Source organism: Shewanella aestuarii (assembly GCF_014647215.1).
In the GTDB taxonomy this organism is placed as follows: domain Bacteria; phylum Pseudomonadota; class Gammaproteobacteria; order Enterobacterales; family Shewanellaceae; genus Shewanella; species Shewanella aestuarii.
Map to the genome: position 1 here is coordinate 256,081 of NZ_BMOT01000003.1, position 20,558 is coordinate 276,638.

A 20,558-nucleotide genomic window follows, 5' to 3' on the forward strand; every position below is an offset into this window, starting at 1 on the left:
TGAGCGATCACATTGTTACTGCAATGCGTAATTCGATGACGATTCAACACTAACTTGCGGTTAATGTCCATGCTTTTTGTATGCATTGGATCACATCATAAAAATGAATTTTTTATCAGCATGAATACAAAAATGCAAAGTGTTAATAACACATTCTTTTTTATACCTAAAAATTCGCGTTGCCAGAATACCTCAGCTTGGTTAGCTTAAAAATGTTGCGCAATTGTTATGAATACGTATGCAGTCTGTTGTTTATAAAAGGGGGCAAAGCCTAGTATATCGGCATAATAATTGTTCGATATTCGAGATAGTGTAAGTGGTTTATCTGAGTGTTGGGCGCAATAAAACCTTTAAGGTGAAGGGGAAAACCAATGCTCAAAAGTAAACCCAGTGTGCTATCGCTAGCTATTGCAGCAGGAATGAGTGTGATGTTCATGCCTTATGCTGCATTGGCCGCTGATGAAGTCACTTCAGTTGAACAGCCGGTATCGTCGGCAGAAGTTGTTACAAAAGAGGAAACTGACACGGCCAAGACAGATGTGAGCCGTGACCTGTTGACTGACAACGATGAACCTATCGAACGTATTTCAGTTAAAGGCTATAGCCGCAGTTTAATTGATTCACTTAACTCAAAACGTTACAGCGATACCGTATCGGAGCAATTATCAGCCGATGACCTAGGCGCTTTACCCGATGTGTCGATGGCGGATGCATTAACGCGCTTACCGGGTATTTCAGCTGTACGTACTGGTGGTCAGGCTGCTGAAATTAACATTCGCGGTATGTCTGGCGGCTTTGTTTTTTCAACCTTAAATGGCCGTGAACAAGTTTCTACCAGTGGCTCACGCAGCATTGAATTTGACCAGTATCCTTCAGAGTTAATTAGTTCCGCTGCAGTGTATAAATCGCCTAAAGCATCGCTTATTGAAGGCGGAGTCGCGGGCACGGTTGAGCTGCAAACCATTAGCCCTTTAAGTACAGATAAAGACCATAGTTTTGTGGTTAATGCCCGAGGCATGCATAACGATCGCGCCAGTGAAGTGTATGGGGCAGAAGAGTATGGCAGCCGATTAAGCTTTTCATACCAAGGCAAGTTTTTAGAAGACACATTAGGCGTTGCTGTGGGGTACGCACGTTTAGAACAACCCAGTGTAGCCACCCAGTTTATTGGTTTAGCTTATAACGATTCGAAAGAGTTAGATGGGTTAGCAAACGATGTTAATGGGCCAATAGATAATCCCAGTTATGAATACATCAGTGAAGGATTTGAAATTCAACATTTAGGCGGCGTTGAAACCCGTAATGGCTATATGGGCGCCATCGAATGGGCACCTGTCGATAATTTTGTGCTCAAGGGTGATGCATTTATGTCACGCTTTGACAGTGAGGCCTTTGCTCGGGGTTATCGTGTCAAATTAGGTGGCCGCAATGCCAGTGTTGCTAATCCAACATTTGATGGCAATAGCGTGATAGGTGGCACCTTTAACCGCACATCTAAAAGTTATACCCGCGTTGAAATTGTCAATGATGATAACCAAGATTTTGATGAAGTAAACAGCTATGGCATTAATGCGGACTGGCAAGTCACCGAAAAATTAAATGTGAATGTCGATGTGTCATTATCATCGGCAAAAAGTGATTTTCGCAATGGCTTGTTATGGTCAAATGTGGCCGAAGATGCCAATGCTGAAACGCCCATCTTTGATGAAAATGTGTCAATTAGCTACCTACTTAATGGCTTAGACTTGCCTGATGTGGGTTTTAATCAAGCACAAGCATTTTCTGATATTGATCGGGTCATGGTCAGTAAATATGGTATTTACCCATTTGAAAACGAAGATGAAGTTAAAGCTTACCGGGTCGATTTTAAATACGATCTAGAAACCGATGTGATTAGCAGCATTGAATTTGGCGCACGTTATTCAGATAGAACCTATTCAAATGATCGTTCGGTATTTGAGTATGGTAATGACGGTGCATTTTCAAAATCAGAACCGCCGTTGAAATTAACTGACGACATGACAACCGTCGTCGATTGGCAAGGGGATTTTAGTTATTTCCCTTCTTATTTAGCCATAGATTTAGACTCGGCATTAAATGCCTGGTTCCCAAATGGCGTGCCACAACCCGTACAAACTTGGGGTAACGCGGGTGGGGTGATTGATCCTAAAGGTTATACCACTAACTACTCATGGACCATGCTGCAAAGCGGTGAAGTTTATGAAGAAGTGTTAGCGGCCTATGTCATGGCTAATATCGACTCAGAAATAGCCGGTATTCCAGTGACGGGTAACTTTGGTTTACGTATGGTTGATACCGACCAAGCAGCAACCATGTTGCAAAATGTTGAGGGTAATGTAGACCTTGGTGCTCAAAACATTACTGACAGCATTGGCATAGTGAATCAAAATTACGTGCAAACTGTTCAAGGCGTCACTTACACCGATTATCTCCCCTCTATTAACTTGAATTTCAAAGTGGCTGATGATTCTCAAATCCGTGTGGCCGCGGCCAAAGTGATGTCTCGTCCACCGATTAACCGTTTGGCGGGGGACATCAGTGCCTCGGTTTCAGATGACGGTGAAATCAATGGCTCAAGTACTAACAATCCTTTTTTGATGCCGTTTTATGCGGATCAATATGATCTGTCTTTTGAGCAATATTTTGATGAAGGCGCCTTTGTCGCGGCGATTTTCTATAAAAACATTGATTCATTTATCGATACCATCGCCATCAGTAACTTCGATTTTAAAGGCAACGGCTTTAACGTGCCTGAATACATCACTGATGAAATCAGCGGCGAGCAAATTGCCACAACCAATGGCACCTATACCACAGCGGTGAATAACGCCGAAGGCGGATATATTCGTGGACTCGAGCTTGCCTATACTCAGGTGTTTGCTTCGCTTCCAGATGCTTGGTCTGGATTAGGGTTTAATGCTAGCTATTCGTATACCGAATCAGAAGTCCAATCAATTACCAATCTTGGTGGCGACACCACAACTCAGGATCTACCTGGTTTATCGAATAACGTGGTCAGTGCCACCTTGTTTTACGCCTACGAAGGCTTTGAAACTCGGGTGAGTGCACGTTATCGCGATGAGTTTGTGTCTGAGCAAGTCGCGATTAACGAGCAGGTGGTTAACTTTGATGCTGAAACCGTTATCGATTATCAAGCTTCATATCAAGTGACCGATGGCCTTGGGGTGTTGTTTCAGGTGAATAACCTTACCGATGAGCCAACCAAGAGTTACTTCGGTACACAAAACAAAACCGGCACCTTGCAATACTTTGGTCGCGAATTCTATTTGGGGTTCACTTATGCGATGTAATCAGCAGTCAAAAATAAATAGTCAGATAACAATCAAAACACAACACAAGATTGCGTTACTGCAAAAAGTGATGGGGAGAAGTCAGTCATGATGACCAAGTCAACAATAACAACCTTCAGTGTATTTGCACTGAGTATGACAGCATTAATTGGCTGTGGTGGTGATTCTGCCGAGCCTGGAAAAGTGTTATTAACCTGTAATGTACCTAACGTGCCCAATGCAGCGGGCACCGACTGTGTGCCGCCACCGCCATTAAGCTGCCCTGCGCCTAAGTTTCCGGATGCAAAAAATGAGAGCTGTATTGTCGGTTATAACCCCGATTTACCTTTGCCTTCTGTATTAGCAGGGCCTAATCAGGCGGTGCTGTATTACAATCGAATTAAAGACAAAGATAATTCAAACGCTAACCCTAATTATCCTGGTTACAAACTTCATTCTTGGAATAACGATACCTGCGATGCCTATGCTCCGCCATTTGATTCAACTGATTGGGCGAATGGCCACTCATTTGATGGTATTGACCCTAACTATGGGGCTTACTGGCTAATTAATTTAAAAGAGGGCCACAGTGATTGCGCTAACTTTATCATTCACATCGGCACCGAAGGCTCAGGAAAAGCATTAGGTGACAGTGATTTGGTGATGAACCTTAAATCGTTTGAGGATGATGCCGCCCCAGAGGCGCAGTTTAATCGCGCTAACTTTACCATTCATGGCGAATCTGATGTATATGATTACCCTATTTTAGATGTTGGATTTTCAATTGATGGGGCAAGTGCCCATTGGCTAGATCAAAACACGTTTGTGTGGAATGAATCCCCTGATGGTGTGGCTAAATTTGTGTTACATCATTCGCCTACTGCAGGTATTGAGGCTGATAACGACGGTAACATTAGTGGCGGGCAAGTCGAGTTAACTGAAGCTGCATTAAGTGATGCACACAAAGCTTTGGTACCGCATTTAGCCAGCTGGCCGGCATATGAAGCGAACTTTAGTGCTGATGAAGCTAAGAGTATGGCAAAAGAGCAGTTGGTGCTGGTGGCATATGATAGTGACAACAAGCCAATAGCCGCGACCCATGTGCAAGTCGCAAAGGTGTTAGATGCACTTTATACCGCTGGAGATAATGATGCCGATGAAGCGACATTGGGCATACAGTATGACAATGGTATTAGCGCTAAAGTTTGGGCACCAACCGCACAAAGCGTCAATTTAAAGGTTTATGACAGCGCTAAAACGCTGACGAAAACCGAGGCGATGCGCTTAGATACAGCAACCGGTATTTGGTCATTTACAGGGGATAACAGTCTTGACCGCCAGTATTACCGTTATGAATTAACTGTGTACCATCCCGTATCGAAGAAAATCGAAACTTTAGAGACCACAGATCCTTACTCATTAAACGTGTCAACCAATGGCCGTTTCAGTCAGTTTGTTAATTTAACTGATGATGACTTAAAGCCACAAGGGTGGGATGGACATGCTATCCCAACTATCGCCAATCCAGAAGATGCAGTGATTTATGAAGGTCATGTGCGGGATTTCAGTGCCCGTGATGAAAGCACTTCAGCAGCAAACAGAGGTAAGTATTTAGCCTTTACTGAAGATGGCACTGCACCCGTTGAGCATTTGCGTACACTGGCGGAAAAAGGCGTCACTCATTTTCACTTATTACCGGTAAATGACATTGCCACTATTAATGAAAATCCTGCCGAGCGTATTGATATCACTGATACCTTAGGTGCCTTGTGTAACAAAATAGATAACAGCGCAGCAGCATGTAAAACCCAAGATAAGTCAGCCACTATTGAATCAATTTTAGCGGACAATGCCGTGGGATCGTTCGACAGCCAAGACTTAGTGAATGCTATGCGCGGTTATGACAGCTTTAACTGGGGATACGATCCTCAGCACTTTATCGCCCCAGAAGGCAGTTATGCCAGTGATGCTGATGGCGTGGCGCGTATTGTTGAATTACGCGCCATGAATCAAGCTTTGCATGAGCTAGGGCTTAGAGTTGTACTTGATGTGGTCTATAACCATACCAGTGCTTCAGGCCTATGGGATAACTCAGTGCTAGATAAAGTGGTGCCAGGTTATTACCACAGATATAACGAAATCAGCGGTAAAATTGAATCCTCAACCTGTTGCGATAACACGGCAACAGAGCACAGGATGATGGATAAGTTTGTCACTGACTCGATGGTTATTTTAGCCAAAGAGTACGGATTTGATAGCTTCCGCTTCGATGTGATGGGGCATATGCCTAAAAGCAGTATTTTAGCTGCGCGTGCAGCGGTGCAAGCCGTTGATGCAGACAACTACTTTTATGGTGAAGGCTGGAACTTTGGTGAGGTAGCCGATAACCGTTTGTTTGAACAAGCTGTGCAAGCCAATATGGCGGGCAGCGAAGTCGGAACTTTTAACGACCGTATTAGAGAAGCGGTTCGTGGTGGCGCTTTGTTTGCTTCTGAGCAAAAAGATGATTATTTACGTGATCAAGACACGCTAAGGTTATCGATGGCAGGTAACTTACAAAACTACGTGCTACAAGACTTTAACGGTAATTCAGCCAAAGGCAGTAGCTTTAGCTGGAATAGCCAGCCAACGGCTTATGCGTTAGACCCAGCTGATAGCATTAACTATGTTTCAAAACATGATAACGAGACCCTTTGGGATATCTTGCAGTATTCAAATGATGAAACCTTGTCATTAGCATCAAGGGTACGTGTGCAAAATATCGCAGCAACTATTCCGTTAATGAGTCAGGGGATTCCATTTTTGCAAATGGGCGGAGACATGCTGCGTTCAAAATCTATGGATCGAAATACCTATGATTCCGGCGATTGGTTCAACTGGGTCGACTTTACCAAAAACAGCAACAACTGGAATGTGGGCTTGCCCTTAAAGCAAGATAATGCTGCCAAGATGGCGCAAATTATCAAAAGATCGGGTAACCCAAACTCAGCGGCATCAATGTCTGAAATAGAGTTTGCTTCAAACGTATTTAATGAGTTTTTAGCTATTCGCAAAGCGAGCCCATTATTACGTTTAACCACTGAGCAAGATATTATCGAGCGCGTAGGATTTCATAATATCGGTAAACGCCAAACCCAAGGCGTGATTGTCATGAGCGTAGATGATGGCAGCGATTTAGCGGATATTGATCCTATGGTTGATGCCATGGTGGTAATGATTAATGGCAGCGCTTCAGCGCAGTCGCACACCGTACCTACAGCAAGCGGATTTAGCCTACATCCAACGTTAGTTAACTCAATTGATGCAACCGTTCAAGGTGCTAGTTTCAATCAAGGTGAGGGTGAAGGAACCTTTAACGTCCCCGCCTATACCACTGCGGTGTTTGTTAAAGTTCAAGGCGACACGCAGGGCATGGGCTTAAGTGCGAATGCGACTGCAGGAGCGCCAGATGTTATGCCATTTGGTAGCACGCAGGTATTTGTTCGTGGCGGCATGAACGGCTGGGGTGAAGTTGATGCATTTACTTATGTTGGTGCAGGTGAATACCGGGTAGCCATTACGCTTGCCGCTGGAGATTATGAGTTTAAAATCGCCTCAGCTGATTGGAGCACGGTTGATTTTGGTGCGCTATCAAGTGATGTCGCTGCTGTTGATGAAGATGTTGCTGAACAATTGGCCGCCAAAGGCGCCAATATGCTATTCAGTGCCACCGCTGACGCGACCTATGTGTTCTCATTTGACGCATCAGATAAAGCCAATCCAGTGTTAACCGTTTATAACCAAGAGCCATTCGCTGGTACATCGGTATTTGTGCGCGGAGGCATGAATGGTTGGGGGGAAGCGAACGAACTGGTTTACTTAGGTGACAGTGTTTATCAAACTCAAATTATGGTCAGTGCTGGCACCCATGAGTTCAAAGTAGCGTCAGCAGACTGGTCTACGGTTGATTACGGTAGTGGTGAAACTGACACTTTAGTCACACTGGCTGAGCCGAAATTACTGGCGGTCAAAGGCAGTAACTTAAGGGTGACATTTGATAGTGATAGCGAATACACCTTTACCTTCGATATGAGCAATCGTAACGAGCCGACATTAACGGTCAATAAAACCGAGATGTTTGCGGGTAATACAGTCTATGTTCGTGGCGGCATGAATGGTTGGGGTGAAGTTGATGCCTTTACCTACCAAGGGGCATCGGTTTATACCGCGGATATCACCATAGCGACAGGCGAGTATGAGTTTAAAATCGCAACGGGTGATTGGTCTACCGTCGACTTTGGTGCCATCGCGGGCGATGAAGTCGTGCTAGAGGGCAGCAATAAAACCCTTGCTAAGAAAGGGGCGAATATGAAGCTGTCGGTTACTGCGAATGCCACTTATCGATTTACGGTTACTGGCCCAAGCAGTGATTCACCGACATTAAAAGTGATGAAGCTGAATTAACACTTTTAGTGTTAGCGTAATCAATACAAAGTCATTGGGTTCTTTAACCCCTAAAAAACCAGCGTAAGCTGGTTTTTTTATGGGGGCAGATAAAAAATAGCAAAATTAATGAATGAGCTAGGGGGAAAGCGCTTTATGCTTGCAGCTGTTTTATCGCTTCAGCTAAGTACTCTGCACTTTGGGCTCCCGAGATTAAATATTGTTGGTTAAATACGATAGCGGGTACCGCGCTTATCCCGCGACTTTGCCACAGGGCTTGCTCGGCTCTGACACTGTCAGCATATTGCTGCGATGCCAAAACTATTTCAGCCTGCTGGCGATCTAATCCAACCGCTTCAACCACATTTAATAGCACATTGTTATCAGCAATATTTTGCTGTTGTTTGAAGTAAGCCTCAAATAAGGCCAATTTAAGTGCGGTTTGCTGGTTAAATGATTTGGCCCATTGCAATAGCTGGTGGGCGTTGAACGTATTGTAAATACGCGATTGATCAGTGAAGTTAAATTCAATGTCGAGGGTTTTGCCTATGGCAATTAAATTCGCTCTGTTTTGCTGGCTTTGCTGTGGAGTTGAACCGTACTTTTCAGCTAAATGTTCGCCAAGATGTTGGCCTTCTTTAGCCATTTGAGGATTAAGCTCAAAGGGATGCCAGGTAATTTGTGCATCAATATTTGAAAAAGAGGCTAAAGCCTGTTGCAAACGTTGGTAGCCAACGATGCACCATGGGCACATTACATCTGAAACTATGTCTATTTGCAGTGTTTTAGCTGCCATGTTATCAACCTCTAAATTAATTAATTTTCATTTATTCGGATTAAGTGATTAAAATTTAACTGAAAATATCACTTATTCGCCTGCTTTGTGAGCAAGGTTTGTAAAGGCCACTAAAGTAGTAAACAAAGTAACTTGTTTATGTCTATACTAAGTGTGTATTGTGGTGTTAAATAATTTTGAGAACAAGGTTGTTCGGATTTATTTGGTGTCATGACTTTTAGTGATGCATCGCCTAAACAAACAATACAGAATTAAATTACAGATGTGACTTGAATCTCATTTTGACACATTGTTGATTTAATCTCTTGAGATCCACAGTACATGCCCCAAGTTCTATTTTAAGTCAGCAATTAAATTAGCATTAAAATAGACGTTATTACGTTAAGGACACTCTATGAAAATAAATCTTTCTGGTCACCATGTAGATGTTACCGACACTGTCAAACAACATGTAGAAGAAAAATTCAGCAAGCTTGCGAGCCATTTCCCCACTCTTATTTCATTAGACGTAATCATCGCTAAAGAACATGGCGAATACGACGTAGAAGTTAGCACTAATTATGAAGGTTCACGTATTGCAGCCAAAGGTGTAGATGGCGTTATGTATCCAGCCATTGCCAGTGCTGCTAAAAAGTTAGATGCCGCTCTTAAGCATCGCAAAGGTCATTTAAAAGCTGATAAGCATGCTAAACCTGAAGTTACCGCACCAGAAATTGCTTATGAAAAAGTACAAGAGATGGATTTACGTTAATTGAATTAATAAATTCAGTACTAATAAAAAACGCAGCCTAGGCTGCGTTTTTGTTTATGGACTCAATAATGAGTTTATTCGTTAATTTCAGCGTTGTGATATACGTTTTGTACGTCATCACAGTCATCTAATGCCGCTAAAAACTTATCAAAGCTTTCAATATCTTCGCCGCTGATTTCAGTCATGGTTTGTGGCACGAAAGCCAAATTTTCCACTTTAAAGTCAATTTCTGGGAAGGCTTCTGTTAGCGCAGTGCGAGCATTGTTAAATTCAGACACTGGTGTAAATACACTGATAATGCCATCTTCTAGCTCTACATCGGTAACATCAACGTCAGCCATCATTAACAGTTCTAAAATTGCTTCATCGTCATCACCATCAAACACAAATACAGCTTGATGTTCAAACATATGCCCAACAGTACCAGGACTACCTAGCTTGGCATCATTTTTAACAAACGCTTGGCGAACTTGAGTAAAAGTACGGTTGCCGTTATCCGTCAAGCAATCGACAATTACCATACAGCCACCTGGGCCAAAACCTTCATAACGGGCAGTATCATAATCTTCACCACCACCGCCACGGGCTTTCTCAATAGCACGTTCTATCACATGTGCTGGTACTTGATCCTTTTTTGCGCGGGCAATTAGGCTACGCAGTGCTAAGTTGCCATCCGGGTCAACACCACCTTTGGCACAAATGTAAATTTCTTTACCGTAACGTGAGTAAATACGTGTCTTTTGGCCAGCGGTTTTCGCCATGGACTCTTTTTTGTTTTGGTATGCTCTGCCCATCTTAATCTCGTTTTTTTAAATGATAAGACTATAAATTTTTCCCGATTCTAGCAGGAATCTGCCAAGCTGTTTAGGTGTGCTATTAAAAAACGTGTAGATAATCTATATTTATACCCAAACAACCTGAAGATGCTCGATTTCAGCAAGAATTTACACGCGTTTAGGCAAGGCATTGATTGCGGGTAATGGTTATTCCCTTTTCAAAATCAATAACGCAGCATAAACGCGTGTAAAACTTGCCCTCAGGGAGTTTCACCGTGTTCCCACTACGTTGTTGCGCTAATTTATAAGGTACCTACATTACCGCATTAACGCGCCTAGTATTGAAAACACGGTGAAACTCTGAAACACGAATCTTCAAGTTGTTTGGGTATAGATGATGTATAGGGATTTTTACCCTGGTGGATTATATCAAATTCGAGATAATAAACCGATTTGCTATAGGATTCGTACATAAAAGAGCATATTATCTTATGTAACAGTGTTCTCTTGAGAGAACTGCAGACTATAGTGAATTAACTTAACAATGATTGATAGACTAGATAAGGAATGTTGGCTAATTAATCTTTCACTTAACCACAATCATGCTGGTATGAGAGTCGAAAATGAAATCTGAAACGAAGCAAGATACAAAAAGTGAATCAGCAACAGTAACCGTGTTGTATTACGAAGCACCTGTCGGCTTAGAGATGCACAATGCTGTATTAACTGGCTTGGAGGTTAGTGAAACTGGTCGTGTTATGATCCCAAGTAGCTTTCGTCGTGGTAAATCAATCATTGCGGTATTAGAAGGTGAATGCACAATTTTGAATTCATTAGGCGAGCGAGTTTATTCGCAAAAGGTACTTGGATAGCACTTGGAGAAAGGTTTTAGGCATTTAAATCTGGCTTGATACCAACCACTGCTGAACTGATATTGTATGATGAAATTCACTTAAATGACGCAATTTACGTCATTTTTACTTTGGGTAATATTAGTTTAATAAGCTGGTAAATAATTTATCCGCAAGAGGTTGTAACACGGCTGCACTAGGTTCTGTGTGGCCAAAAGTACGCAGGCCGTATATTCCCATCATTAAAAATTGTGCCTGCACTTGGCTGCTAGTCTCTGAAGCTATCAATCCCTGTGATTTTGCCATTTCAAGTACTTGCTCAATTCCTTTTTGCCACGCATGAAGGTTACGATGGATCAGCTGATGAATATCTTCATCCTGTTCGCCCACCTCACTTAACGCCTTTGTTAACAAGCAAGCTTGAGTCGCATCACAGCTTAAACACTCCTGTACTATGTTATCCAAATAAGCTTTTAAATTATGCAATGGGTTATTGCTGTTAGTGAAGAAATGTTGGAATTGAACACTACGATCATCATGATACTGACTAATTGCAGCTAAAAGCAGGCCTTTTTTGTTTTCAAAAGCGCAATAAATTGACCCTGGGTGCAATCCCGTTGCCTTGGTTAAATCTGCCATGCTAGTTTTGGCATAACCTTTTACCAAAAATGCTCGCATAGCCGCGCGAAGTACGGCTTGGCGATCAAACTCTGCGTTTCTCATACTGGCTCTCTTTAGCTATGAGCTATTAGTGATCGATTATTGGTGACGTTTGCTGATTCTAACTAATTTTGAATGTTTATTCAAAAACTAGTTGAATGATCGTTCAAATAAGATTATCTTGAATGCGTATTCAAGAAAGGAGCCGTACATGTCAGCCAACTTATTTCAACCTTATGCATTAAATAATACCTTAACGTTAGCCAACAAAATTTTAATGGCGCCACTTACGCGCTGTATGGCCGATGCTAACTTAGTACCCACTCAACAAATTGCTGACTATTATGCACGTCGTGCTGAAGCTGGATTAATTATCAGTGAAGCCACGATTATTCGTCCTGATGGGCAAGGCTATCCTAATACTCCAGGTTTATTTAGCCCTGAACAAATTCAAGGTTGGAAAGTTGTCACTGATGCCGTTCATGCTAATGGCGGCAAGATATTTGCGCAGTTATGGCATACTGGTCGCGTAGCGCATCCACACTTTTTTGGTGGTGGTGATGTGTTATCAGCATCCGCCATTGCGGTAGAGGGCAGTGTGCCTAGAATGCGTGAACTCACTTATCAAACGCCTAAAGCGGCCACCAAGGCAGACATTGAGCAATTAGTAAAAGATTATGCACAAGCTGCTGCGAATGCGATTGATGCTGGTTTTGATGGCGTTGAAATTCATGGGGCAAACGGCTATTTAATTGATCAGTTTTTACATCATGACAGTAACCGCCGTGAAGATGAATATGGCCAATCCCCTGAAAATATGTCGCGTTTTGCATTAGAAGTACTTGATGCGATTGTGGCGCGTATTGGTGCCGAACGCACTGGATTGCGTTTATCGCCAGGTGCTTACTTCAATATGGCAGCAGATAAACGAGATCGTGCAGTATTTGATTACTTACTGCCTGAAGTGGCAAAGCGTGATATTGCATTCGTGCATGCTGGAATATTTGATGATGCGATGGAATTTGATTATTTAGACGGTCGAGTATCAAGTTACTTACGTCAAGTCTACACCGGCACATTAGTCGGCGTGGGAAGCTATACAGCACAAACGGGTGCACAAGCTATTGCTGCGAACAAGTTCGATTTGCTGGCTATTGGACGTCCCTTTATTGCCAATCCTGATTATGTTGCCAAAGTGCGCCAAGGAGAAGCAGTCGTTGAGTACAACGATGCGATGTTGGCTGAGTTAATTTAAGTTTTTGTTTGATTTTTACTGGATATCGCAGCCTGAATAAAGGCTGCGAAACTAAATAGTATCAACCCCAAATTGACATTTTAGTATCCATTTGGCCACTGCAGATGCAGTGGTCTTTTTTTGTTACTGTCATCGCTGCCATCATTTTACTTTTAGCCAATTTTTTATTTGCCCTACTACTTATTTGCAAACCACTTTGCTGATATTTGCTATCAGGCTTTTGCTTCTTTACAATCCGCGTTCATTTTATTGGGTTACTCATTGGCGGGTCGAACAATGTATACGTTAAAGCAACTAGAGTCGGGTGAACTAAAGGGCATAACACGCTTGCAAATTGTTGCCGAGTTAACTGAGTTTCCGCGGGCGATTTTTTCGTTAGCTGACAGTTTGGAGATCCTCGATTTATCTGATAATCAATTATCGAGTTTACCGGATGACTTTGACCAACTCAGCCAGTTACGAATTCTATTTCTTTCACAAAATAAGTTCACTGAAATTCCAGCAATATTAGGCAAGTGTCCTAAACTGGAGATGATCGGTTTCAAAGCCAATCAAATTAGCTATATTGCAGAAGATGCTTTACCTGATCACACCCGTTGGTTAATTTTAACCGATAACCAACTAAGCCATTTACCTGAATCATTTGGCCGCTTAACGCAACTTAGAAAGCTGGCTTTGGCAGGAAATCAACTCGTTGATTTACCTGAGTCGATGGCGCATTGTCAGGCATTAGAGTTAGTCAGACTTTCCGCCAATCAATTGCGCCATATTCCAGAATGGCTGTTAGATTTACCTCGGTTGAGTTGGTTAGCGTTTGCGGGGAATCCTTTTAGTCATGTAGAAGAATGTTTGAACGACAGTGTGCCAATGATCCACCCTGATAATTTGCAATTGAACGAGCAACTTGGCCAAGGAGCGTCGGGGATTATTTATAAAGCTCATTGGGTTAATAAACCGCAGCTGTACCAACACTTACCCGATGACGTGGCGGTTAAAATATTTAAAGGGGCAATTACCAGTGATGGATATCCAGCAGACGAACTGGATTGTTGTTTAACGACGGGCAAGCATAAAAGTTTGATTCCTGCGATAGGCCAAATACATCATGGTGAAACACTAGGGTTGGTGATGTCGCTTATTCCTTGTGGCTATCAAAACCTAGGTTTACCTCCATCGCTAGTCACCTGTACCAGAGATACTTTTGCCGCGGGGACTTTGTTTACCCTTGATGCAATAACACATATTGCCAAGCAGATGGCTGATACCTTAAAGCATATGCATCAACAGCAGATCAGTCATGGCGATATTTATGCCCATAATATTATGATAGATGATACTTTTAAGGTGTTATTTGGGGATTTTGGCGCGGCATCCAATTTGAGTAATTTACCTAACTCTCAAAGTCAAAAAATGCATCGCATTGAAGTACGAGCATTAGGATGTTTATTAGAGGATTTACTTGGATTAATTCTGCCAGAAAATCCTGAGTATCACTCAGAAAAATATCAGCAATTAACTGCACTTGCATTTGAGTGCATGCAAGACAGCTCAGCTTCTCGCCCAGACTTTAGTTGCCTACTTAAACAATTAAACACCATATTACCTGTTTATGATTGATTAAAAATGGCTAAGGCATGTTCGATAGTCGCAGCAGGTTTTCCCAGTAAATAGCCCTGGGCATAATCAATATGATATTGATGTAATAGGGCTAAAATCTGTTGATTTTCGACAAATTCCGCAACGGTTTTTGTGCCCATTTTATGGGCAAAAGTCGCGATGGTTTCAACTAATAACTGCGCTTTAGGATCGGTATCTAAATATCGAATTAATGAGCCATCAATTTTAATAATATCTATGTCCAAACTCAGTAAGTGGACAAAATTGGAATACCCCGCGCCAAAATCATCAATGGCAATTTTACAGCCAAGCGGTTTGACTAATTTTATAAAATGCTCAACTGCTTCATAATTCGTAATTTCTTCGCTTTCTAATAATTCAAACGTTAATCTTTTGCAGGCATCAGCTTGGTTGTGAAGTAATGCCAAAATCGCTTCTAGGTTTTGGGGAATGGCAATATCGTCTAAGGTGATATTGACTGAAAACTCATATGGCTGATCTCTAAATAACGCCATGGATTTTGTCAGCATACAACGCATTAATTGAGGGTAAAGCCGTGATTTTCTTGCCGCTGGCATAAACTGGTAGGGGGCAAGTATCTCACCAGTAGGTAATTTAATTCGCATCAAACATTCAAATTTTACTGGCGCATCAATCAAAGGTTGGATCAATTGGATATAAGGCACTACCCACTGCTCTTGTGCCGCCATTGCCAACATTCGGCTTTGACGCATGTTTTCTTCAAAAGCTTCCGAATCAGCCATGTCGACATTAAAGCAGCAATATTCAATATGTTGTTTTTTGGCAAATCGTCTTGCTAAATCAGCTTGACGATGAAGTTGGCTTGCCGATGAAGTTAGCTGTTTTTCTGCACCTGTATCAGGCGGTTGATGGGCACAGCTGGCAAGTATTGCCCCTCCTATACTGACAGAAATAGAGTATTCACTATTCTCTATCAGCAATGGGGCTTGGCAGATATCCTTGTAGACAGAATGGGCCAATTCTGAAAGGGTTGAGTCAGTCACTAGCGGAGATTCTGGTTTAGATAATGCGATAACGAATTCATCTGGCCCTGTCTTATACAGGTTGATATGCGGGCTTTTAGGCGACAAACGTTGTGCGACTTCTAGCAGTGCAGCGTCTCCAACATCAATACCATAAAAATCATTAAACTCGCCAAAATCATTGATGTTAATTACCAATAAGGCGGTGATTGTTTGCTCTGCTAAATCACTATATAGCTTTTTACGGTTAGGCAATGAGGTTAAGGAATTAAAATAAGCTTCTTGATATAACTTACTATTTTGTATTTCGATGTGATTAAAGCTGTTTTGTAATGATTGACGCATTTGATTAAAGTTTTCAGCTAATTGCTGAATTTCATCTTGGCTATTAATGGTTAATACCTGAGATAAATTGCCCTTTACAATGTTTTGTGTCCACTTGGTGAGTTTTAAAATATCTTCAGTCACCAATTTACCCACACGGGTAAATAGCCAGCTTGATAATAACACCACACCACCAAGCAGAAGCACCTGAAATAACAACATTCTCAGTAATTCATCACCATAAAGTTTTACTTGAATTGAGCCCGCATAAAACCCTTTTATTTGACCACGGTAAACAATAGGTTGCACAAACTGGCTGTAACCAAGTAAAAACTCAGCTGTACGGGTTCTTGGGGTTTCAACCCATTTTACTTTTGATGGCCGTGATGCGGTTATTATTTGCCCCTGTTTGGCCTGTGTAAGGGCTTGAGGAATTAGATTTACCCACATGCCATTAATAAAGTAATCCGCTGTACTATCGAACCCAAGTTGTGTTGCGCGTGATTGCTGAATCGCTAAATTTTGCGCTCGGTGGCGTAGAGTAATTAATTGTCCGTTTTTATCTAATACGGCAAAGTCAGATAAGGTTATTTGAAACAGGCTACTTTGGGTTTTATCAACCCTTGTGGTTGCGGGTAAAAAAAACTTTGTTAGCGCATCATCAATTAATCTTTTTTGCAGGTTAAGTTGTTCAAAATTGGTACCTTCACCATTTAAGACTAAGTGCATACCATGGACTATCTCAATTAAACCTTGCTTCATTAATTGTCGATTTAAATGCAGCTGATAGCTTAAAAACAGTGCTTGAGCACATACCAAAATAAGAATATTACTCAGCACTAATTTACGGTGGAAAGGCATTTTTTGATGCAAAAGCCAATACAGCAAAGGCTCTAGAATACAAAACAATAAAAATGTGCCAATTAATGCAAGGGTCAATATTTGACTAATTAAGGTTATTTTGGGCCAATCCGCGATACGTAGAATCGAGTTTGTTCCTCCCCATGGATTTGCTGAAGTTTGGGGGTTATTGGGGTCTAAAATCCATACAGGTTCAAGTTTATCTTTAATAAAAAGCACTAATTTATATTCTAAATCACCCGGATAGACGGGTAATTCATAAACATATTCATCTTTCTGCGGCTTAAGTTGGTAATAAGGATCATCAATATGCCAGTCACTAAAGCCGCCAGTAACAAATACTTTTTCGATAACTGCATCAGAGTTTATTTCCCATTGGCTTCGAATTTCAGTATTTAAATTCAAGGGTAATTTGATGAGATAAGGTTCTAATGCATCGGCTTTTAATGTCTGGATGACTAGGCTTTGAAGTGGCCACAACAAAAATAAGCCAATTAGAATGGCTAATCTGAATTTCCATTTATGCAGATAATGGGCAATTAAGCTCATGCCATGAATACACTTTTATAATGATGTTGTGATTTACGTATCAACACATAATAGCCTTATGCCGATGGTGTCCAACACATTAAATGCGCCAATGTGTTAGTGAATTGTTATAGATAATATGCGGTGCAAATCAAATGAGGTCAAGGCGCGTGTAAGTTGAATAGCGATTTAATCAGAGTCGCATACTAGGTAAACCATATTTTCAATACTATTGGTCATTTAGTGACTGTTGCATGAGAAATACTACAGAAAAGTAATAATAAAATCTTAGTGATAAATGTATGTAGAGATAGGGTTAGTTTAAGTATTATAATCAAATGATAATATTTAGATGAGTGATCACAATGGAAAACAAAACAGCACGTTTTACCGTGTTATTAGACCCAAGTAAGAAGCAGGCTTTTGAGCAACTTTGCGCCTCCCAAGACTTAACTCCATCACAAGTTGTTCGTCAATTAATCCGAGGTTACCTTGAGCAGCATGATGTGACATATGGTGAACAAAAGCCGACTAATAACCCAAAAGTTAACAGTTAAGCTGGTTTTTACCCTAATGCTAGCAATGTTCTCTAGCTCAAGTATGATAATTTTATTATAATACTATTATCATTTTTGTCAGAATCACGCTTACACGCATTAATCTCGATATTGAGTATTCATCGCATTTTAGGTTCTGGCTGTTACAGTTTGTTAATTAAAGAGAATTTGTGATGAGCGATACTATTCCACCCTGTCCAAAATGTGAGTCACCTTATGCCTATTCAGATGGTACCCTGTTAATTTGCCCCGAGTGTGCGAATGAATGGAACCCAAATGAAGTGGTTGTTGATCCCGATGCCATCATTCTTAACGATGCTGTAGGCAATTTGCTTGCTGAAGGTGACAAAGTTACTTTAATTAAAGATCTCAAAGTAAAAGGGTCTTCTTTGGTGTTAAAAGTAGGCACCAAAGCTGTGATTAATCGTTTTGTCGCTGGCGATCATGATATCGATTGTAAAGTGGATGGTAACGGTCAAATGATGCTGAAATCGAAGTTTGTGAAAAAACAAAACTAGACACAATTCAGCATTCAAAAGTGAAAATTTATCTGGCTATGCCAAATGAAATTGCCCGAAGAGACTTATCTCATCGGGCTTTTTTATGGCCGTAGCTCTATTAAGGCAACACTTTAATTGGGTATTTTCATCATAGTGCTGGTTAATATTAAAGCGTTACTCCCAATAATGAACTTCGCTAATGAAATCTATTCATTGATATGATTAAATTTACAAGGAACTTAATAAAAATCTTTTATTTTCAATTATATAAGTTGTTCGTTGTCACGAGGCTTAAGATGCAATTTTTTATTGCCTATTTTAGTACATAATGAGTTTTGGACTATAATGTGAATATTAACATTATTGCTTTCAGCGCTGGATTGTGAGTAAAGTTTGATGATGAAAAAAATCTGTTTTTGCATGATAGCGCCTTTCATTATTCTTATATATTCATCATTTGTTAATGCATGCGAAATGACGATGGGCTATCGCTTAAATGACAGGCCTCCGCTTATTGGGGAATATCCTGATAATTCAGGACTATATTTCGATTTATACACACAAGCCCTAGAAAAAATAAACTGTACGTTAAAAGTAATACGTGAACCCAAACAACGTCTGCTGCATAAACTAAAGTCTGGATACATTGATTTTTATCCCGGCTCTACCTTTACAACAGAGCGGGCTAGCTATATGTATTTTATTAAAAACGGATTATCAGATAGTTATACTGCTCTGTCAGCTCCTACAACCCCTCCAATGAATGACATGTCCGTATTGAAGGATAAAGTGTTACTTTTGCATCATGGCGGACCTTTGCATAATGCTGATAATTATGGCGCAATTATCAGAGAAGTTGAGGGCCTTGATATTGCTCGAGCTATCAAATTACTGCAAAAAGGCAGAGGTGACTACTTTATTTATAATACTGAATCTATTAGGTATTTCTTGAAAAAAACATCCCGTAGATATCGCTATGCGCCCATGTTGTGGTACACCTAGCCACATGTACTTGGGTTTTTCAAAACTATCCCCGCATATAAGACTAAATCACAATCCAGATTTCTTGCCAGAACAGCCCTTATCTATCGTTAATTATCCCGAGAACCTTGACTCCTCAAGCAATGCTAAGAAGCTAGAGCAAGCGTTGCAAATAATGATAACTAATGGGGAATTTAATGCGCTTTATGAGCGGTATTATGGAGCAAGTAGCGACTAAAGGTCGATTTTTCAAGAGAATAGCTCCATCCGCAACGTCTTATTTGACCGATACACTATATTGGGGCTGTTTTTATGCGAGATAAACTTTTATTGTCGTCATTTGACAAACAAAAAGGGCTTAGCATTGCTGCTAAGCCCTTCTATAAATTGGTGGAGGCGGCGGGACTTGAACCCGCGTCCAGAAAGCCTACATCCTCGGCACTACATGTTTAGTCTCTCTTTTATTTAACCAATTAGTCTCCGAAAGACAGGATGCTACTTGGTGAGTCCGGTACTGTTTCGCGGTTCACCCCCGGACGGAGTTCCCTCGCTAGCACACTGTAATATGACCATCAAAATCCACTGCCCACGTGCGAAACGTGTGGTTGATGGCTAGCTAGCCTAAGCTGCTAGAGAGTAGTTAGAGTCGTTTGCAACTATAACGGTGCGGCTTTTTACGAGGCCAACCGCCCCTCGACATGCTCCTTGGGTTTCGTGAATCCTGTCGAATCCAGAATCGCCCCCAATTAGTAATAGTGTAACGTGTTGTTTGGTGAATACCTAGCAAGGATTAACAAAATATCATTGTTTGGTTATTATCCGTTCAGTCTGCCTTTTTTCATCACCCGAGACTGCTCAACTTTCCATTCTCTTTCTTTAGTGTCTTCACGTTTATCGTGATCTTTCTTACCCTTACCTAAACCAATTTCTACTTTTACCCACGCACCTTTGCGCCAGTACATAGAAAGTGGGATTAAGGTATATCCTTGGCGTTCAATGAGTCCTGCAAGCTTATCGATTTCGCTTCGCTTTAGAAGTAACTTTTTGGTTCTGATTGGGTCACATACCACATGTGTTGAAGCAGTGTTTAATGGCTGAATAGTACAACCGTGCATAAATGCTTCATCGTTTTTGATATAAACATAACAATCCGATAAGTTAACTTTACCCATACGGATGGATTTAACTTCCCATCCCATTAACTCTAAACCCGCTTCGATTTTGTCTTCAATACGGTATTCAAAAGTGGCACGTTTATTACGTGCGATGGTTGCTGAGGGATTTTTTCCCGATTTTGAATTCTTTTTTACCATGCTTTTTTACCATCTAGGCGTTATATCGCCTGCAATTTGCCCATTTGAAAA

General features: G+C 41.2%; 14 protein-coding genes and 1 other RNA gene. 9 read left to right on the forward strand and 6 right to left on the reverse strand.

Annotation, left to right across the window (positions count from 1 at the left end):
- Positions 1 to 371 precede the first annotated feature (371 nt).
- A complete protein-coding gene (locus IEY03_RS07140) occupies positions 372 to 3,332 on the forward strand; it encodes a TonB-dependent receptor (RefSeq protein ID WP_188840657.1) in 2,961 nt (986 codons plus the stop codon).
- An 87-nt stretch (positions 3,333 to 3,419) separates the two neighbouring features.
- Positions 3,420 to 7,754 (forward strand): pullulanase-type alpha-1,6-glucosidase, encoded by a 4,335-nt coding sequence (gene pulA / locus IEY03_RS07145; protein WP_188840658.1) that lies wholly within the window; start codon positions 3,420 to 3,422, stop codon positions 7,752 to 7,754.
- Positions 7,755 to 7,887: 133 nt separating this feature from the next.
- Here pulA and IEY03_RS07150 read toward each other — a convergent pair whose 3' ends face one another.
- Positions 7,888 to 8,529 carry a DsbA family oxidoreductase gene (locus IEY03_RS07150; protein ID WP_188840659.1) on the reverse strand — a complete coding sequence of 214 codons (642 nt, stop codon included), beginning with the start codon at positions 8,527 to 8,529 and terminating at the stop codon, positions 7,888 to 7,890.
- 394 nt (positions 8,530 to 8,923) lie between these two features.
- On the opposite strand from IEY03_RS07150, the gene hpf reads away from it, so the two are divergent.
- Complete coding sequence (hpf, locus tag IEY03_RS07155) at positions 8,924 to 9,280, forward strand: ribosome hibernation-promoting factor, HPF/YfiA family (RefSeq protein ID WP_188840660.1); 357 nt, start codon at positions 8,924 to 8,926, stop codon at positions 9,278 to 9,280.
- Positions 9,281 to 9,354: 74 nt separating this feature from the next.
- Here hpf and IEY03_RS07160 read toward each other — a convergent pair whose 3' ends face one another.
- On the reverse strand, positions 9,355 to 10,074 hold the full coding sequence (locus tag IEY03_RS07160) for a YebC/PmpR family DNA-binding transcriptional regulator (protein ID WP_188840661.1): 720 nt from the start codon (positions 10,072 to 10,074) through the stop codon (positions 9,355 to 9,357).
- A gap of 605 nt (positions 10,075 to 10,679) precedes the next feature.
- Between IEY03_RS07160 and IEY03_RS07165 the strand changes: the two genes are divergently transcribed.
- Positions 10,680 to 10,928, forward strand: a complete 249-nt coding sequence (locus IEY03_RS07165; protein ID WP_188840662.1) for a TIGR02922 family protein — start codon at positions 10,680 to 10,682, stop codon at positions 10,926 to 10,928.
- 120 nt (positions 10,929 to 11,048) lie between these two features.
- Here IEY03_RS07165 and IEY03_RS07170 read toward each other — a convergent pair whose 3' ends face one another.
- Positions 11,049 to 11,630, reverse strand: coding sequence for a TetR/AcrR family transcriptional regulator (locus IEY03_RS07170; RefSeq protein ID WP_188840663.1), 582 nt, complete (start codon positions 11,628 to 11,630; stop codon positions 11,049 to 11,051).
- Between the two features lie 148 nt (positions 11,631 to 11,778).
- Here IEY03_RS07170 and IEY03_RS07175 point away from each other — a divergent pair, with 148 nt between their 5' ends.
- Complete coding sequence (locus IEY03_RS07175) at positions 11,779 to 12,822, forward strand: alkene reductase (protein WP_188840664.1); 1,044 nt, start codon at positions 11,779 to 11,781, stop codon at positions 12,820 to 12,822.
- Between the two features lie 276 nt (positions 12,823 to 13,098).
- Positions 13,099 to 14,439, forward strand: a complete 1,341-nt coding sequence (locus tag IEY03_RS07180; RefSeq protein ID WP_188840665.1) for a leucine-rich repeat-containing protein kinase family protein — start codon at positions 13,099 to 13,101, stop codon at positions 14,437 to 14,439.
- Here IEY03_RS07180 and IEY03_RS07185 read toward each other — a convergent pair.
- Entirely contained in the window at positions 14,430 to 17,177 is a 2,748-nt protein-coding gene (locus IEY03_RS07185) for an EAL domain-containing protein (RefSeq protein WP_188840666.1), read from the reverse strand. The two genes, IEY03_RS07180 and IEY03_RS07185, sit on opposite strands and share 10 nt — an antisense overlap.
- 344 nt (positions 17,178 to 17,521) lie before the next feature.
- On the opposite strand from IEY03_RS07185, the gene IEY03_RS07190 reads away from it, so the two are divergent.
- The 3 genes from IEY03_RS07190 (at position 17,522) to IEY03_RS07200 (ending at position 19,215) form a co-directional block, all read left to right on the forward strand.
- On the forward strand, positions 17,522 to 17,713 hold the full coding sequence (locus IEY03_RS07190; RefSeq protein ID WP_188840667.1) for a ribbon-helix-helix protein: 192 nt from the start codon (positions 17,522 to 17,524) through the stop codon (positions 17,711 to 17,713).
- 173 nt (positions 17,714 to 17,886) lie between these two features.
- Complete coding sequence (locus IEY03_RS07195) at positions 17,887 to 18,231, forward strand: zinc ribbon domain-containing protein YjdM (RefSeq protein WP_188840668.1); 345 nt, start codon at positions 17,887 to 17,889, stop codon at positions 18,229 to 18,231.
- A 378-nt stretch (positions 18,232 to 18,609) separates the two neighbouring features.
- The gene (locus IEY03_RS07200) at positions 18,610 to 19,215 is read left to right on the forward strand and encodes a substrate-binding periplasmic protein (protein ID WP_188840669.1); all 606 of its coding nucleotides are present in this window, start codon (positions 18,610 to 18,612) and stop codon (positions 19,213 to 19,215) included.
- Between the two features lie 367 nt (positions 19,216 to 19,582).
- On the opposite strand, the gene ssrA is transcribed toward IEY03_RS07200, so the two are convergent.
- Together ssrA and smpB are read right to left on the reverse strand one after the other, a co-directional pair.
- Positions 19,583 to 19,938, reverse strand: a transfer-messenger RNA (tmRNA) gene (gene ssrA / locus IEY03_RS07205).
- A gap of 71 nt (positions 19,939 to 20,009) precedes the next feature.
- A complete protein-coding gene (gene smpB, locus IEY03_RS07210) occupies positions 20,010 to 20,507 on the reverse strand; it encodes an SsrA-binding protein SmpB (protein ID WP_188840670.1) in 498 nt (165 codons plus the stop codon).
- Positions 20,508 to 20,558: the final 51 nt, after the last annotated feature.

What these genes read in the sequence shown, in the direction of transcription:
- IEY03_RS07150 (WP_188840659.1), bottom strand. Translation starts at nt 8,529, where the DNA reads ATGGCAGCTAAAACACTGCAAATAGACATAGTTTCAGATGTAATGTGC.
- IEY03_RS07190 (WP_188840667.1), top strand. Translation starts at nt 17,522, where the DNA reads ATGGAAAACAAAACAGCACGTTTTACCGTGTTATTAGACCCAAGTAAG.
- IEY03_RS07200 (WP_188840669.1), top strand. Translation starts at nt 18,610, where the DNA reads ATGATGAAAAAAATCTGTTTTTGCATGATAGCGCCTTTCATTATTCTT.
- IEY03_RS07165 (WP_188840662.1), top strand. Translation starts at nt 10,680, where the DNA reads ATGAAATCTGAAACGAAGCAAGATACAAAAAGTGAATCAGCAACAGTA.
- IEY03_RS07140 (WP_188840657.1), top strand. Translation starts at nt 372, where the DNA reads ATGCTCAAAAGTAAACCCAGTGTGCTATCGCTAGCTATTGCAGCAGGA.
- IEY03_RS07185 (WP_188840666.1), bottom strand. Translation starts at nt 17,177, where the DNA reads ATGAGCTTAATTGCCCATTATCTGCATAAATGGAAATTCAGATTAGCC.
- IEY03_RS07180 (WP_188840665.1), top strand. Translation starts at nt 13,099, where the DNA reads ATGTATACGTTAAAGCAACTAGAGTCGGGTGAACTAAAGGGCATAACA.
- hpf (WP_188840660.1), top strand. Translation starts at nt 8,924, where the DNA reads ATGAAAATAAATCTTTCTGGTCACCATGTAGATGTTACCGACACTGTC.
- IEY03_RS07170 (WP_188840663.1), bottom strand. Translation starts at nt 11,630, where the DNA reads ATGAGAAACGCAGAGTTTGATCGCCAAGCCGTACTTCGCGCGGCTATG.
- IEY03_RS07160 (WP_188840661.1), bottom strand. Translation starts at nt 10,074, where the DNA reads ATGGGCAGAGCATACCAAAACAAAAAAGAGTCCATGGCGAAAACCGCT.
- pulA (WP_188840658.1), top strand. Translation starts at nt 3,420, where the DNA reads ATGATGACCAAGTCAACAATAACAACCTTCAGTGTATTTGCACTGAGT.
- smpB (WP_188840670.1), bottom strand. Translation starts at nt 20,507, where the DNA reads ATGGTAAAAAAGAATTCAAAATCGGGAAAAAATCCCTCAGCAACCATC.
- IEY03_RS07195 (WP_188840668.1), top strand. Translation starts at nt 17,887, where the DNA reads ATGAGCGATACTATTCCACCCTGTCCAAAATGTGAGTCACCTTATGCC.
- IEY03_RS07175 (WP_188840664.1), top strand. Translation starts at nt 11,779, where the DNA reads ATGTCAGCCAACTTATTTCAACCTTATGCATTAAATAATACCTTAACG.